The organism is Hymenobacter bucti (assembly GCF_042681145.1).
Taxonomy (GTDB): domain Bacteria; phylum Bacteroidota; class Bacteroidia; order Cytophagales; family Hymenobacteraceae; genus Hymenobacter; species Hymenobacter bucti.
Genome location: NZ_JBHUFD010000006.1, coordinates 233,997 through 248,878, shown reverse-complemented (window position 1 = coordinate 248,878; position 14,882 = coordinate 233,997). Strand labels below are relative to the sequence as shown.

General features: G+C 61.6%; 9 protein-coding genes. 1 reads left to right on the top strand and 8 read right to left on the bottom strand.

Annotation, left to right across the window (positions count from 1 at the left end; translation table 11 throughout):
• Positions 1-226: 226 nt before the first annotated feature.
• From ACFSDX_RS17390 to ACFSDX_RS17360, 7 genes are all read right to left on the bottom strand, one after another.
• A complete protein-coding gene (locus ACFSDX_RS17390) occupies positions 227-3,394 on the bottom strand; it encodes an efflux RND transporter permease subunit (protein WP_382315826.1) in 3,168 nt (1,055 codons plus the stop codon).
• Positions 3,395-3,493: 99 nt separating this feature from the next.
• The gene (locus tag ACFSDX_RS17385) at positions 3,494-4,666 is read right to left on the bottom strand and encodes an efflux RND transporter periplasmic adaptor subunit (protein WP_382315824.1); all 1,173 of its coding nucleotides are present in this window, start codon (positions 4,664-4,666) and stop codon (positions 3,494-3,496) included.
• A 55-nt stretch (positions 4,667-4,721) separates the two neighbouring features.
• Positions 4,722-5,000 carry a hypothetical protein gene (locus ACFSDX_RS17380; protein WP_382315822.1) on the bottom strand — a complete coding sequence of 93 codons (279 nt, stop codon included), beginning with the start codon at positions 4,998-5,000 and terminating at the stop codon, positions 4,722-4,724.
• 138 nt (positions 5,001-5,138) lie between these two features.
• The gene (locus ACFSDX_RS17375; protein ID WP_382315820.1) at positions 5,139-6,434 is read right to left on the bottom strand and encodes a sensor histidine kinase; all 1,296 of its coding nucleotides are present in this window, start codon (positions 6,432-6,434) and stop codon (positions 5,139-5,141) included.
• A gap of 110 nt (positions 6,435-6,544) precedes the next feature.
• The gene (locus tag ACFSDX_RS17370; RefSeq protein WP_382315818.1) at positions 6,545-7,222 is read right to left on the bottom strand and encodes a response regulator transcription factor; all 678 of its coding nucleotides are present in this window, start codon (positions 7,220-7,222) and stop codon (positions 6,545-6,547) included.
• A gap of 99 nt (positions 7,223-7,321) precedes the next feature.
• Positions 7,322-8,407: a class II fructose-bisphosphate aldolase gene (fbaA, locus tag ACFSDX_RS17365; protein WP_382315816.1), complete on the bottom strand. Its 1,086-nt coding sequence runs from the start codon at positions 8,405-8,407 to the stop codon at positions 7,322-7,324.
• A 165-nt stretch (positions 8,408-8,572) separates the two neighbouring features.
• Positions 8,573-11,794: a TonB-dependent receptor gene (locus ACFSDX_RS17360; RefSeq protein WP_382315814.1), complete on the bottom strand. Its 3,222-nt coding sequence runs from the start codon at positions 11,792-11,794 to the stop codon at positions 8,573-8,575.
• 356 nt (positions 11,795-12,150) lie between these two features.
• Between ACFSDX_RS17360 and ACFSDX_RS17355 the strand changes: the two genes are divergently transcribed.
• Entirely contained in the window at positions 12,151-12,714 is a 564-nt protein-coding gene (locus ACFSDX_RS17355; RefSeq protein WP_382315812.1) for a c-type cytochrome, read from the top strand.
• Positions 12,715-12,718: 4 nt separating this feature from the next.
• Here the strand turns inward: ACFSDX_RS17355 and pulA are convergent, their stop codons facing one another.
• Positions 12,719-14,722 carry a type I pullulanase gene (gene pulA, locus ACFSDX_RS17350; protein ID WP_382315810.1) on the bottom strand — a complete coding sequence of 668 codons (2,004 nt, stop codon included), beginning with the start codon at positions 14,720-14,722 and terminating at the stop codon, positions 12,719-12,721.
• Positions 14,723-14,882 lie beyond the last annotated feature (160 nt).

Below are 14,882 nucleotides of genomic sequence, written 5' to 3'. Positions count from 1 at the left end.
AGCAGAAGTGAAAAATCTAGCTAAAGACATCAGACATTGTAGTTCAAATTCAGTAATCCGTTTGGCTCTGAGAGCCGCCCTAGCCGCCCGTTGACCTCACCCCCTAGCCCCCTCTCCTTGGGGAGAGGGGGAACTAGCCCTAGTTTTTAGAATCTAGAACTAGAAGCTAGTTCCCCCTCTCCCCAAGGAGAGGGGGCTGGGGGGTGAGGTTACCCAGGCGGCGAGCCTAGGCGTGAGCCGGTTCCGGCTCTTTCTCCTTTACCTCTTCTGGGGCCGGTTCTTCCTTGTCCTCTTTCGGCATCATGCCGGCGAAAATCACGTAGAGCCCCGGCACTAGCAGCAGCCCAAACGTGGTGCCCAGCAGCATGCCGCCCGCCGCCGCCGTGCCGATGCTGCGGTTACCTAGGGCACCCGCACCGTGGGCGATAACCAGCGGCATCAGCCCCAAGATGAAGGCGAACGAAGTCATCAAAATCGGCCGCAGTCGGGAAAGCGTGCCCTCAATAACGGCGTCGAAAACGGAGGCCCCGGCGCGGCGGCGCTGCTCGGCCACCTCGATGACGAGGATGGCGTTTTTGCCCAGCAAACCGATGAGCATGACCAGCGCTACCTGGGCGTAGATGTTGTTTTCGAGACCTAGGATTTTCAGGAACAGGAAGGCCCCAAAAATGCCCGTGGGCAAGCTCAGCAGCACCGGCAGCGGCAGCAGGAAGCTCTCGTACTGCGCGGCCAGAATGAGGTAGACGAACACGATAACCAGCGCGAAAATGTAGATGGCCTGGTTGCCCGAGAGCACCTGCTCGCGGGTCATGCCGCTCCACTCGAAGCTGTAGCCCTTGGGTAGTACCTTCTTAGCGGTTTCCTCAACGGCCTTAATCACGTCGCCGGTGCTGCGGCCAGGCGCGGCCTCGCTGCTCACCATGGCCGAGGTGTACATGTTGTAGCGCGTGAGCTGGTCGGGGCCGTACACGCGCTCCAAGCGCACGAAGGTGGAGTAGGGCACGAGCTCGCCGCGGTTGTTTTTCACGTACAGCTTCAGCAGGTCTTCGGGGTTGGCGCGGTACTCGGGGCCGGCCTGCACCATCACCTTGTAGAGCTGCCCGAAGCGGATGAAGTTGGAGGCGTAGTAGCTGCCAATCATCGTTTGCAGGGTGCTCATGGCCTGGTCCACGGTCACGCCTTTTTTGGCGGCCTGCTCCTGGTCCACGTGGATGAGGTACTGCGGAAAATTGGCGTCGTAGTTGGTGAAAGCCGAGCCCACGGCGGGCGTCTTGTCGAGGGCCGTGATGAAGTCTTTGGTGACTTCGGCGGTGCGCTGCAAGTTGCCGGTGCCCGACTTATCGAGCACCCGCAGCTCCACCCCGCTGGCGTTGCCGAAACCCGGCACCGAAGGCGGCGGGAAGAATTCGATGCTGGCGTCGGAAATGCCCTTGGTTTTCTCGCGCAGGATGGTAATGAGCTCATCTACTGATTGCTCGCGGCCTTCCCAGGCGGCCAGGTTTATCATGCCCATGCCGTAGGTCGAGCCCGCCACGTCGTTGAGCAGGCTGTAGCCGGCCAGGGTCGAAACCGACTCCACGGGCTTGAGCTTGGCCGCCACGCGCTGAATTTGGTCGAGCACTTCCTCGGTGCGCTCCACGGTGGCGCCGGCGGGCGTGGTCACGTTCACGTAAATCATGCCCTGGTCTTCGGTCGGAATGAAGCCGGCGGGCAAAATCTGGCTCGTGCCGTAAGCCAGCCCGATGAAGACCAACAGGGCACCTAGGGTCACCACGCGGCGGTGCGCCACCACGCTCAGCACCTTCTTGTAGCCGTCGGCCAGGTTGTCGTAGCGGGCGTTAAACCAGTTGAAAAACCGGCCCATCAAGCCCGGTTTTTTGTCGTGGTCCACTTCCTTGAGCAGCAGCGCGCACAAGGCCGGCGTTAGCGTCAAAGCATTGATAGCGGAAATCAAAATGGCCGAGGCCAGCGTGAGCGAAAACTGGCGGTAGAACACGCCCACCGGCCCGCTCAAAAACGACGTGGGCACGAATACCGCCGTCATTACCAGCGTAATAGCCACGATGGCCCCGCTGATTTCGTGCATGGCCGCGAAAGTGGCCTCCCGCGGTGCTAGGTGCTCATTGTGCATCTTGGCGTGCACCGCCTCGACCACCACAATGGCGTCATCGACCACAATACCGATGGCCAGCACCAAGGCAAAGAGCGTCAGTAGGTTGATACTGAACCCTAGGAGGCTCATAATGAACAGCGTACCGATAAGCGCCACCGGTACCGCCAGCGCTGGGATGAGCGTGGAGCGGAAATCCTGCAAAAACAGGAACACCACAATGAATACCAGGATAAACGCCTCGACCAGCGTCTTCAGCACTTCGTGAATACTAGCGTCAAGGAAGCGCGACACGTCGTAGGCCACGCTGTACGTCATGCCGGGCGGGAAGCTGGTTTCTTTCAGCTCGGCCATGCGCGCCTTTACGCCCGCGATAACCTCGCTGGCGTTGGAGCCGGGGCGCTGCTTGAGCATGATGGCCGCCGAGGGCTTGCCGTCCTCCTTCGACACCATGCCGTAGGTGAGCGAGCCAAACTCAATGTCAGCTACCTCCTTGAGCTTCAGTACCGAGCCGTCGGGGTTGGCGCGCAGCACGATGTTGCGGTACTGCTCGGGCTCGAACATTTTGCCGGTGTAGCGCAGCACGTATTGCAGGTCGTGGGCTTTGCGGCCCGAGCTTTCGCCCGATTTGCCGGGGGCGGCCTCCACGTTTTCGGCCCGGATGGCGGCCACCACGTCCTCAGTGCCCACGTTGTAGGCGGCCATGCGGTCGGGTTTCAGCCACACGCGCATCGAGTATTCGCGGGCGCCCATAATCTCGGCTAGGCCCACGCCGTTGATGCGCTTGAGCTCCTGCAAGATGTTGATATCGGCGAAGTTGTAAATAAATTTCTCGCCCGCCGCCTTGTCGGTGCTCGTGATGTTGAGGTAGAGTAGCATGGAGTTTACCTCCTTTTCGGCCGTCACGCCGGCCTTGATTACCTCCTCGGGCAGCTCGTCAATCACAGTTTGCACGCGGCCCTGCACGGCCACGGCCGCTAGGTCGGGGTCGGTGCCGACCTGGAAAAAAACCTCGATGAGCGTGGTACCGTCGTTGCTGTTCACCGACGTCATCGACGTCATGCCCGGCACGCCGTTAATAGCGCGCTCCAGCGGCGTGGCCACGGCCTTGGCGCACACCTCGGCGTTGGCCCCGGTGTAGTGCGCCGTCACGGTTACGGAGGGTGGCACGATGTCGGGAAACTGCGTGATGGGCAGTTGAAACAGCGCCAGGCCACCTAGGAGAGTTATCAGCAAGGAGATAACCAGCGAGAGGACCGGGCGGCGAATGAAGATATCGAACATAGAATGTACCGTGGACCCTGTGGGTCCGCGCGTGAGTAGTAGGCTAGCGTTGAATACTTTATAATAACTCGCGGACCCGCAGGGTCCACAGTACACCGATTATCGCACTTTTGCCACGTCCGGCGCCTGCGGTACCTCAGCCTTGCGCGGCACCACTTTCTGGCCGTCCTTCACCTGCTGCGTGCCCTCGTAAACCACGCGCTCGCCGGGCTTAAGGCCGCTTTTTACCACGTAGTCATTGCCGGTGCGGTTGCCGGGCACAAAGGCGCGGGAGTGAGCAACGTTATTACTATCAACCACATACACGTAGCTCTTGTCCTGAATTTCGAATACCGCTTTTTGCGGCACCAGCAGCGCATCAGTCACCACGTTGGCGAGGCGCACGCGGCCGGTGGCACCGTGCTTGAGCAGGTGCTGCGGGTTGTCGAAGCGGGCGCGGAAGGCGATGGAGCCGGTGTTTTCGTCAATCTCGCCCTCCGAGGTTTCGATGTAGCCGGGGTAGGGGTAGCGGCTGTTGTCGGCCAGCACCAGCGCGATGGTGTCGGAGCGGCTGCGCTCGGGGTGGGTTTGGCGCAGGCGCGTTATCTCTAGGTACTCACTCTCCGGTACTTCGAAGTAGGCGAACACCTCGCCTAGGTCCGATACGGTGGTGAGTAGCGTGGTGTCTTCAATGAGACTGCCCACCTTGAGCGGGATGCGGTTGATGATGCCGTCGAAGGGCGCGCGCACCAGCGTGTAATTGAGGTTGAGGCGGGCCGTGCTTTGGCGGGCGCGGGCTTCGGCCACGTGCGACTGCGCGGTGCGCAGGTTGGCCAGCGCCAAGTCGGTTTCGGTCTTGGCGATGATGTTTTTGCCCACCAGCAACTGCACGCGCCCGAGCTGCACCTTGGCGGAGGCTACTTCGGCCTCGGCGCTGGTTTCGGCGGCGCGGGCGCTGGCCAGCTGGTTTTGGTATTCGCTGGGATTAATCTGAAACAGCGGCTGGCCCTTCTTCACAAACTTGCCCTCATCCACAAAAATGTGGTCGAGAAAGCCACGCACCTTGGCCCGCACCTCCACGTTGCGCTTGGCCTGAATGTCGGCCACGTGCTCGTGGTAGAGGCGCTGGTCGGTGGTGCGCAGGGCCAACACGGGCACCTGGGGCGGGGCATCTTCCGCCTCTTTGGTGGTTTCGGCCTGGCCCTTGCCGCAGCCGCTCAGCAGCAGCAGGCTCGCGGCTAGGCTCGCCAAAATAGTGCTGTGGCCCGCTACTTTATATTGAAAAAGAGACACTTGGAGAGGTGTAGAATTCGTGAATTTAGAATAGTACGCAAACGCCAGGCATGCGTTAGCGCCCCGGCGGGTGTACCGCTAGGTTGGTCGAGTCGCGGCGCAGGTTGGCGGCCTGGCAGCGGGCCAGCATGGTTTGGGTGAGCGTGAGCTCGGCGCGGGTGGCGCTGAGGTCGTCGGCCTCGTCATCGTCACCGAGCAGCGAAGAGTAGGCGGCCAGGCCATCAGCGCGGGTCAGCAGGTAGCAATTGAGCGCCCCCGACAGCAGCAGCGCCACGGCGAGCAGCGCAGCCAGCACGCGGTAGCGGGTATCGGCAAGGGGTAAGGGGCGGTTCATAGTGCAAAGCACCCGCGCCGACATTAAAACCGTCTGAGAACGGTGTTAGAATAGATTAAAAGTGTAGCGCGCACTTTCAGTCCGCGAGTATCGAGGCGTGCTCAGTGTAACTACCCACTCGCGGACTGAAAGTCCGCGCTACACCGGCAGCCGCACGGTGGCCGTAGTGCCCGCGCCCGCCGCCGATTCTATCTCTAATTGCCCGCCGTGCAGGCGCACTACTTTCTGCGTCAACGGAAGCCCTAGGCCGAAGCCCGGCCGCCCGGCCGCGCTGCGCGCCCGAAAGAGTGGCTCGAACAGCCGCGCCTGGTCGGCAGGCGCGATGCCGGGGCCGGTGTCGGCTACGCGCACTCGCAGGGTGTGGGCGTCGGCGTAGCTAAGGTCTACACTCACGGCCGCTTGCGAGTATTTGCAGGCGTTGTCGAGCAGGTTGAAGAGGGCCGTGGTCAGCAGCTCTGCGTTGCCGGGCAGGCTGAAGGGCTCGGCCGCAGCGGGCACCGGGCCAACGTGCAGCTGCACGTCGCGGCCGGGATATTTGGCCTGGGCGTAGCCTAGGGCCTGGGTCAGGCACTCGTCGAGGCGCACGGGCAGCAGGCGCGGCGAGGGCGCATCGGCGCGGGCCAGCGTGAGCAGGCCGTTGGTGAGGGCGATGAGGTGGCGCACGTCTTCCAGGCCCGACTCGATGCTCTCCTTGCTGTCGCCTAGGTTGTCGTCGTAGGCCAGTGAGGTTTCCAACGTGCCCAGCAGCGTGGCCAGCGGCGTGCGCAGCTCGTGCGAAGCGTGCGATAAAAAGCTTTTCTGCGCCTCAAACGCCTGCTCCACGCCGGCCAGCATCTGATTAAACGTGATGGCGAGGCGCGCGATTTCGTCGCGTCGGTTGCCCTCGTCCACCCGCTGGCTGAGGTTGGAGGCCGTAATCTGCTCGACCTGCTCGACCACGCGGGCAATGGGCCGCAGAAATTCATCGGCAAAAAACCACCCCGCTCCGATGATGAGCAGCAGCGCCCCCACGTTGCCCACCACCAGTATCAGGCGTAGCGTATCGAGCTGCGAGCGCCCTAGGCGGTCGATAGCCGCTATTTCTACCTGGTACCTGGTGCCTTGCGCAGTGTAGGGTACGCGGGTGCTTTCGAGCTGGCCCGCCAGCCCGGCCGGCACCGCCGCCGCTTCGGCAAAGAGCACTTGCCCAGCGGGGCTGAGGATGCGGATGCGCTCGCCAGTCATCATCAATAAATCGCGCGGGTGCACCGGCCCCGCCGGGTGCCCGCTCCGGATGAGCACCCGCGCCGCCAGCAAGGCGCTGGCTTCCATGCGGTGCACAAACCGCTGCCGCCGCGCCGCCGCTTGGAAGTAGTACACAAACGCCGAAAACCCCACCAGCAGTCCCGCCACGAGTAAGGTAAAGCGCAGGATAAGCTTGGTGCGAATGAGCATAGTGTGTCGGCGTACCGTGGACCCTGCGGGTCCGCGCGTGTGAAGGGGTTGGTTTTAAACTGACTTGTCGTGCCCACTCGCGGACCCACAGGGTCCACGGTACACCGCGCTTACTCGGCCCGCATCACGTAGCCCATGCCCACCACGGTATGAATGAGCTTGGGCGAAAACCCGCGGTCCAGCTTCTTGCGCAAGTAGCTCACGTACACGTCCACGAGGTTAGTGTTAGTGTCAAAATTCACATCCCAAACGTGCTCGGCAATGGCCACCCGCGAAATGATGCGGCCTTGGTTGAGCAGCAGATATTCGAGCAGCGCGTACTCGCGAGTCGTGAGGTCGATGCGCTGGCCGGCGCGGGTTACCACTTTTGCGTCGAGGTTTAGCTCCAAATCAGCCAAGCTAATAACGTGGCGCACGGCTTCGGCAGACGTTTGGCGACGACCTAGGGCGCGCACCCGCAGCAATAATTCTTGGAAGGCGAAGGGCTTGACCAGGTAGTCGTCGGCGCCGGCCTCGAAGCCCAAGACCTTGTCTTCCAGGCTGTCAAAAGCGGTCAGGAAGATAATCGGTACGTGCGGGTAATCGGCCCGAATGCGGCGGCACAGTTCAAAGCCGTTGAGCAGCGGCAGATTAACATCGAGGATAATGAGGTCGAAGGGCTGCTGCTGGGCCAGCGAGAGGCCCATTTGCCCGTCGTAGGCGATGAGCAGGTCATAGCCCTCGCTGGTCAGCCCTTTTTTGATGAACGAGGCCAGCTTGGGCTCGTCTTCGACTAGCAGGATTTTCATGGGCGGCGCAGGTAGGAGGGCAAAAGTAAAAAGCCCTGCTTGCGGGAGGCAAGCAGGGCTTTTTCGGGTCAGGGTGCTTCGACACCTAGTCAACCGAACCTAGGGCCGGCGGTTCACGGCGTTCAAATCCTCAAACGCTGATTTCAGGCGCTTCACGAAGGTTTCTTCGCCTTTGCGCAGCCACACGCGCGGGTCGTAGTACTTCTTGTTAGGCGAGTCGGGGCCGTTGGGGTTGCCGATTTGGCCTTGCAGGAAGCCTTCGTTTTTCACGTAGTACTGCTGAATGCCTTCCCAGAAGGCCCACTGCAAGTCGGTGTCGATGTTCATTTTGATGGCGCCGTAGCCGATGGCCTCACGGATTTCGGCCTGGCTCGAGCCCGAACCACCGTGGAATACGAAGTTGATGGGCAGCGCCTCTTCGATGTTGTGCTTCTGGCGCAGAAATTCCTGCGAGTTGTGCAAAATCTTGGGCTCCAGCTTCACGTTGCCAGGCTTGTACACGCCGTGCACGTTGCCGAAAGCGGCGGCGATGGTGAAGCGCGGGCTCACGGCATTCAGATGCTCGTAGGCGTAGGCCACTTCCTCAGGCTGGGTGTAGAGCTTCGAAGAATCGACGTCGGAGTTGTCCACGCCGTCTTCCTCGCCGCCGGTCACACCGAGCTCGATTTCGAGCGTCATGCCGATTTTGGCCATGCGCTCGAGGTATTTTACGCAGGTTTCGATGTTCTCCTCAATCGGCTCCTCCGACAAGTCGAGCATGTGCGAGCTGTAGAGCGGCTGGCCGTGCTCGGCGAAGTATTTCTCGCCCGCGTCGAGCAAGCCATCAATCCAGGGCAGGAGTTTTTTGGCGGCGTGGTCGGTGTGCAAAATCACGGGCACGCCGTAGGCCTCAGCCATCAGGTGCACGTGGTGCGCGCCCGAAATGCCGCCCGCGATGCTGGCTTGCTGCTTGTCGTTGGGCAGACCTTTGCCGGCGAAGAACTGGGCGCCGCCGTTCGAAAACTGAATGATAACCGGCGAGTTGAGGTCGCGGGCCGCTTCGAGCACGGCATTCACGGTGTCGGTGCCGGTCACGTTCACGGCCGGTAGGGCGTAGCCGTTAGCCTTGGCGTGCTGGAAGAGAGCCTGCACTTCGTCGCCGTGCAGTACGCCGGCGCGCAGGCCGGTGAGGGTGGATGTTGCCATGAGAAAAGAAACGTTGAAGGCCGCGAAGTTCGGTGGTTTTTAGGAAAAATCTACGGATTAGTTTGACGGGCTAATCTCGGCCAGGAATACCCTAGGCGAATTGCCGGCGCACCAAAAAGCCCGGAGGAATCCCCCGGGCTTTGGTATAGCGCGTAAGCCGTGCGACTAGTCGAAGATGTAGCGCACGCCCACCTGGGCCCGCCAGCGGCTGGCAAGGCTGGTATCGGTGAAGAAGGTTTGGCTGCCGCCGTTGAAGGTGTAGGCCGGCGCGTCGGGGCTGGTGGTGCTGGGGTAGGCGGCCTGCACGAGGCGGTTGTTGCCCACCAGGTAGCGGTTGCCCCAATTGCGGTTCAGCAGGTTGCCCGCGTTCAGAATATCAAAGCTGAACTGCAAGGTGTTCTTTTTGCCGCCGCTGGTCGTGATGGCGAAGTCTTGCAGTACTTTAAAATCAAACTGCGTATACCAGCGGCTGATGGCGCCGTTGCGCTCGGTGTACTCGCCGCGGTGCTGGCTCAGGTACTTGTCTTGCGAAATGTAGCTGTCGAGCTGCTGCCACTGCTGCGCGGCCGATACCACCTGGCCGGCGGCGTTGGTGTAAGCTACCAGGTTAATCTGGTTTTGAGCAGTGGGCACGAAGAACAGGTCGTTGCCGTCGATACCGTCGCGGTTGAGGTCGCCGGCGTAGGTGTAGCTAAAGCGGTTGCCCTGGCCCGCCTCGAAGAAGAAGCCTAGGGTCGTGGCCATGTGGTCATTAGCGTACGAGAAGCGCCGGCCGCCCGCCGCGATGAAGCGGTGCTGCAAGCCAAAGTCGCTGTAGGCCAGCTTGGGCTGGTTGGGGTTGCCCACCACGGGCAGGCGCTGGTAGGCGTCGCCCGCAATCTCGCCGGGGTTCGAGGTCACGTCCTTAGCCTGGGCGTAGGTGTAGGCCGCCGTGATGTAGAAGCCGCTCACAAACTCCTTGCGCAACTGCCCGGTGAGCGAGTACTGGTAGCCCTGGTTGGTGTTTTCGAGCCCAATAACGCCCGCATCGAGGAAGGTGAACTGCCCGTTGGGGCCCGTAAACGAGTTGAGGCGCGGGCCAGCGGTGGGGTAAATCTGGCGGTTGTCGCCGCCGTTGGCGCCGCTCAGCGTCTGGGTGGGCGTCACGAAGTTGTAGTTGCGGTGAATAACCGCGTTGATGTCCTTGCCATAAATGGCCTCAATCGTGCCCACGATGCCGCCGGGCAGCTCCTGGTCCACGGCCAAGTTCGAGCGCCACACCTGCGGAAACTTGAAGTCGCGGCCCGTCGTGTTAATCTGGAACGTGTAGCCGTTGTCAAACCGCGAGTTGGAGGCCTGGTTGGAAATCCAGACGAACGGAATGCGGCCCGTGAAAATGCCCGTGCCGCCGCGCAATTGCGTCTTCGGCCCGCTGCCCTGCGAGTTGTAGTTGAAGCCTAGGCGCGGCGAAAACAGCGGCGTTGACTTTGGAAACTGCGTCACGTCGAGGCGCGTGGACTGGCCCTCCGAGGTGAGGAAGGTAGCCGCCGCCACCTGCGGGTTGGGCGCCACCGTGGTGTTGTAAATCGGTAGGTCGGCGCGCACGCCTAGGGTCAGTTTCACGGCCGGGTTGAGCTGAAACTCATCCTGCACGTACACCCCCAGCTGCGCCACGTCGATGTTAGCCTGCTTGATGGGCGCCTGGCCACCGGCCGCGGCCTGGGCGTTCAGGTCCAGAAAGCCGGGCCGGCCGGGCACGGTGTTGGCGAAGAAATCGCTCAGCTCGAGGCGCTGGTAGCCGTAGCGCTGCAAGTTGAAGCCGTTGGCGAACTTGAACCGCTCGTAGTTGGCGCCCACCGTGAAAATGTGCTTGCCCGCGAAGTAGCTTAGGTTGTCGGTGAGCTGCAAAATGTGCTGGTTCAGCGTGTTATTGGCCGAAAACTGCTCGGTGCCCACGCTGGTGTAGGTCGTGCCGCCCTGCGTGATGTCAATCATCGGGAAGAACGTGCTGCTCGGCAAGTCCCGGAAATCGTCAAACGCCGAGTAGCTTACCTGCGCCTTGTTGCTGAATTTGCCGCGCCCGAAGGTGCTGTTCAGCTCGGCTACCACCGAGTTCAGGTTGTTGTTAATGGTGTAGCCCGAGTTCGAAAACTGCAACGTGTTCACGCCCGGCACCCGCGACGATGGCGCGATGGCAATGGGGTGCGGCCCCTGCTGGCGGTAGCTGCGCAGGTAGTTATACCGCACCGAAAAGGTGTTGTTCGCGTTGATGTTCCAGTCGATTTTCGCCAGCAGCTTGTTTGAATACGTTTGGTAGTTGAAGCCCTGGTACGTGCCCGGGTCGTAGCCGTAGCTCGAAATCAGGCGCTGCCGAATAGCCTCCAGGTCGGACCCTAATACCCGGCTCACGCCGCTCACCTGACCACCTAGGGCCGCCTGCGCCTCAGCCGCACTGGCGGCGGGCCGGAAGGTCTGGCCGGGGTCGGTTTGGCGCGTAAACTCGCCGTTGACGAAGAAGAACAGCTTGTTCTTCACAATTGGGCCACCTAGAGCAAAGCCCGTCTGGTTGAACTTCAGGCTTGGGTTGTCGATGTCAGCGCCCTCCACCTTGCGCCCAATCAGGCTCTCGTTGCGGTAGTACGTGTACACCGTGCCCTTGAAGGAGTTGGTGCCGCTCTTGGTCACAGCGTTCACGCCGGCGCCCGAAAAACCACCCTGCCGCACGTCATACGGCGCCAGGCTCACCTGAATCTGGTCGATGGCATCGAGGCTCACCGGCTGCGAGTTGGTTTGCCCGCCGGGGGTAGGCGAGTCCAGCCCAAACGAGTTGTTGAAGATGGAGCCGTCGAGCGAGAAGTTGTTGTACAGCGGGTTGCGCCCGCCAAAGCTCAGGCCGTTGCCGCTGGCCTGCGGCGTGAGGCGCGTAAAGTCCTCCTGCGAGCGGCTGATGGTCGGCAGTGACCGGATGGCCGCCGAGCCGATATTGGTTGCCGCCCCCGTGCGGTCGGGATTGATTTGGCCGTCGCGGTTGCCGCGCACCACCACTTCCTCCAACTGCTGGCCGGCGCCCTCGCGCAGCACGGCGCGGGTTTCGTAGGTTTTGCCCAGCGCCAGCTGCACGTTGCGCTCCACGAAGGTTTCGTAGCCCACAAACGAGATGGTAATCTCGTAGGGCCCGCCGATGCGCAGGTTCAGCAGGTCAAACTGCCCGTTGTCGCGGGTGCTCACCCCGTATTTGGTGCCCGTAGGCAGGTGCACGGCTAGCACCGTAGCGCCCGGCAGCGGCTCGCCCTTGGCATCCAGCACCAGCCCTTTAATGGCCGACGTGGTGACGCCCTGCGCCTGCGCCGACTGGCTACCCACCAGGCACACAATGCCCAGCAGTGGAATCAGTACGTTTTGTTTCATAGTTACCCTCTTTGTGAATTTCCAGAGCCCACCCCTAGAATTTTCCCAAAATTACGGCGCGCTGCGCTTGGATAATTAACTGAAACTTCATAGCTATTACGAGAAACGCTGCTCGGTTCGCAGTATGGCAAAACTGTTGAGTATAGCTATACTAGCTAGTAGGACAGCGTTTTTTAATAGATATATTATTGGTGGTAAGAAAGTTGATGAGATTAGTGTGACAAGGCGAAAGCAGGCAAAAGCGCCCCTTTATTGCAGCCCGCACCTCATCAAAAACTTAACATTGGAGTAAGCATATTGCCTCGTCGCTGGTTAGTATCTAGCTGAAGGGTATCGCTCACTTAACTACTTGTGGCATGCGTACAAATTTGACCGGCTTCGCCCTGACTGTGGGCATGGGCCTCATCGTCGTGTTAATAGGATTTCTGGGTTTGAGCGCCGCGGGCTTGGTCGGTTTCTCAGCCACTGACGCCCAGACTGAGCAAGCGCAGCCAACTGGTGCAGGCACCTCGCCGGCCCCAACTGATTCTACCGACCTGCTCGTATCCGCAAAAAGTAAGAAGCCGCTCGCCCCAGGCGAGAAAGCCGCTATCGAGGCCGGCGATGCGCTCTTCAAAGCCAATTGCACCCAGTGCCACGCCGTCAATGAAAAGGTAGTAGGGCCAGCATTAGCGGGCATTACTAAGCGGCGCCCCGCTTCCTGGCTAGTTTCGTGGGTGCATAACCCAGCCAAGGTTATTGCCAGCGGCGACGCCTACGCCGTAAAGCTTTTCGATGATTACGGCAAGCAGCAGATGCCCTCCTTTCCGCAGCTATCGGATAAGGATATTAAGAATATTGTCGCCTGGGTAGAGGCACAAGAAGGCAGCGCCGACTCAAGCGGGACGGATGCAGGAGCGGTAGCGGTGAATACCAAATAGGCTTCTACTGCACCAGTACCAGTGCCGAATACCCCGGCACTTCCACCGCGCCCGGGCTCACCACCGGACCTAGGCCGTGCTGGTTGATTTCCAACCCGCGCAACACCGTTGAGTACTTGCCGGCGGGTACGGGCAACGTTGCCGTTTGCCCGGTGCCATTAAAAAGCACCGTAATTGTCTGCCAGGTATCGCCGCCGGCGTGGTCTACTAGCTGGTAGCCGATGGTGCCTGCGGGTAGGCCCAGCAAGAACTTTAAGTGCTGCGCAATCAGCTCCTGCGTGGGAAGCCGGAAGGCGGGGTGCGCCTTGCGCAAGGCCAGCAGCTGGCGATAAAAGGTGAACACCTGCTGGTACTTGGCCTTGCGGGCCCAATCGAGCTGGTTGATGCTGTCGGGGAGATTATAGGAGTTGCTAGCGCCTTTTTTAGTGCGCAAAAACTCGTCGCCAATGGGTAGAAACGGGATGCCCTGCGAGGTGAACACGATGGTATTGCTCAGCACGTCGAGCTTGATGAGGTCTTCTTCCGAAGCCCTAGGGTGGGCTACCACCAGCTTATCCCACAGCAGCCGGTCGTCGTGGCACGACACGTAGCTGATGGCTTGGCTTGGCTGGCTGGCCCAGGGCGCTTTGCTGTAGTTGACTTTGGCGTAGTCGAGCTGCGGGTGCTGGGTGGCGGCTACGATGCCAAATTTCACGCTTTCCTCCAGGCCCGGCTGGCCGCCCGCGAAGCCACCCTCGGCCTGGTGAGCGTAGTGGCCTTTCATAGCGTCGCGCAGCTCGTCGCCGAAGGCGGCGATGCGCGGCAGCTTGGCCACGTTGGCCTTCACGGCGCGTTGGGCTTCGGGCAGGGGGCTAGGGCCGGCCGCCCAGCCTTCGCCGTACACAAAAATGCTGTGGTCTTGCTGGTCCAAGGCCACGCGCACGGCGCGCATGGTTTCAAGGTCGAGCACGCCCATCAGGTCGAAGCGGAAGCCATCGACGTGGTATTGCCGCGCCCAGTAGCTCACGCAGTCCACGATGAGCTTGCGCACCATGGGCCGCTCGGAGGCCACTTCGTTGCCGCAGGCGGTGGCGTTGGAATACGAGCCATCGGCCTGGTGGCGAAAGTAATAGCCCGGCACTAACTGCTCGAAGGCGCTGGTGCCCGCATCGGCCACGTGGTTGAATACCACATCGGAAATCACGCGCAGCTGGTGGTTGTGTAGCGTCTGTACCAGCTGCTTATACTCCCGAATGCGCACGGCGGGGTCGAGGGCATCGGTGGCGTACGAGCCCTCGGGCACGAAATAATTCACCGGGTCGTAGCCCCAGCTGTAGCGGGTGGGGGAGGGCGGCAGGCTCTCGTCAATGGCCGCGAAATCGTAGGTTGGCAGCAGGTGCACGTGCGTGATGCCCAGCTCCAACAGGTGACCTAAGCCGGTGCGCACGCCGCCCGGCCCGATGGTGCCGGTTTCGGTCAGGCCCAGGTACTGGCCTTTGTGCTGAATACCGGAAGTGGGCGCGCTAGAGAGGTCGCGCACGCTGGCTTCACCCACTACAATGTCGGTGGGCGCGCCGGGCTTGGGGCGCAGGTCGTCGGCCCAGGCGGCGGGCGCGGCGGTAGTGGGGTCGAGCCAAGCGGCGCGGCGTCCGTTCATGCCCACAGCGCGGGCGTAGGGCTCGCACACTTCGGCCAGAGCTTGGCCCTTGATGGTGGCCTGCACGGTGTAGAAGCCCGTGGTGCCGGCGGGCAGCGCCAGGGTCCAGGTGCCGCTGGTGCTGCGCGTCAGCTCGTGGGTAGCGGTGGCCGTGCCACCCGTGCCGGCCGCGTAGAGGCGCAGGCGCAGCGCCTCGGCTGTGGGCGCCCACACCCGCAGCGTGCCCTGCCCGGCGCGGTCGAAGGTCAGCCCTAGGTCGGGGCCGTTGTAAACGGGATATTTTGCGAGCGGGAAAGCTTCGGCCGGGCGCTTCTGCGCGTGGGCGAGGGTAGGGGCAAGGAGCACGAAGAGCAGCAGCAAAAGGCGGGTCATAAGCCAAAGTTCGGGCCGGAACACCGTCCAGCGCCTCCGGATTGCCCGATGTATTCGGGCTGTTGGTCTAGAAACCGCCTAGGCTGGCCGATACCAGCTCCGGCTGGGGCAACGCCCGGCCACCTTTGTGGCTCCTAGGGTAGCTATTGAATAGAATTTC